This window comes from Vibrio sp. 1580 (assembly GCF_033340055.1).
Genome location: NZ_JAWOVT010000069.1, coordinates 1 through 1,145, shown reverse-complemented (window position 1 = coordinate 1,145; position 1,145 = coordinate 1). Strand labels below are relative to the sequence as shown.

2 protein-coding genes are annotated in these 1,145 nt (G+C 46.3%); both read left to right on the top strand.

The window, feature by feature from the left end:
- Positions 1-830, top strand: an 830-nt coding sequence (locus R7093_RS24060; RefSeq protein ID WP_318146865.1) for a S41 family peptidase, incomplete at its 5' end; no start/stop codon positions are given.
- A gap of 73 nt (positions 831-903) precedes the next feature.
- On the top strand, positions 904-1,145 hold a 242-nt coding region (locus tag R7093_RS24055; protein ID WP_318146864.1), incomplete at its 3' end, for a hypothetical protein.

Here is a 1,145-nt window from a genome sequence, read left to right as displayed (position 1 = left end):
TCATTGAGCACAACGGTAAAAAAGTCGGTTACCTGCAATACAACTCGTTCGAGCCAAGTGCACAAACACCGCTCATTAACGCCTTTAATAAATTGGCAGAAGCTCAGGTTGATGAAATTGTTATCGATTTACGATACAACGGCGGCGGTTTAGTGCTGCAATCTTCTCAAGTGGGATACATGCTCAGCGGCGCGGATAAAAATCGTGTCTTTAGTGAGCTGATTCACAACGATAAGATCATGAAAACCATACCTAATGGCGACAATGTATACCCATTTACTAACGTAGCCATCGACTGGGCAGCAGGCAAGTTCTCAGACCAAATGTTGCCTACTCTAGGCAAGCAGCAAGTTTATGTGCTGACCTCTGGCGGTACGGCCTCTTCAAGTGAATTACTGATGAATGCACTGCGCGGTATTGATGTTAATGTTATCCAAATTGGCTCAACCACAATGGGTAAACCTTATGGATTCGCACCCGAGCAGAACTGTGGCACCATGTACTACACCATTCAGTTTAAATCTGCGAACGAAAAACAATTTGGCGACTTTGCCGACGGTTTTGTTCCAACACCTAAGAGCCAAATTAGCAGCAACCTTGGTTTAGATAATCGAGTTGAAGGTTGTTGGGTAGATGACGACTTAACGAAGCCGCTAGGCGATACATCCGAGCGCATGCTATCTGCCGCACTCAACTACATGGATACAGGAACTTGTCCACAAGTGTCGCCTGCGAGTTTCAACACAATGCCACTTAACAGCGACTCTCCAGCACTTAAGGATCACCGTTCACCACTAAGAACAGAGGCTATACATGTTGAGATCAACTAGCTCAAGGCGCGCAACAGCTACAAGACTTTGTGCTTGTCTTGGACTAACACTACCGATTTTGGGGTGTGAAGCAATGTCACGAGAACCTGTTGAAGCCTTAAGCACTAAAACCACGCCGGAGGCCGTAACGGAAGTACAAGCTGCGATTGCACAAATTCAAGGTACGCCAGCACCGAGAATCGCAAGCAACGTATTTGAATCGTCTCCGCACTTGTTGATTGAGAAAGGCAGAGTTAAAGGCAAGGATAACGTGCTACTAGACGGTAGCTATACCGATTTTCCTGACCAGTACACATTGCAGATTCGCGGTACAAC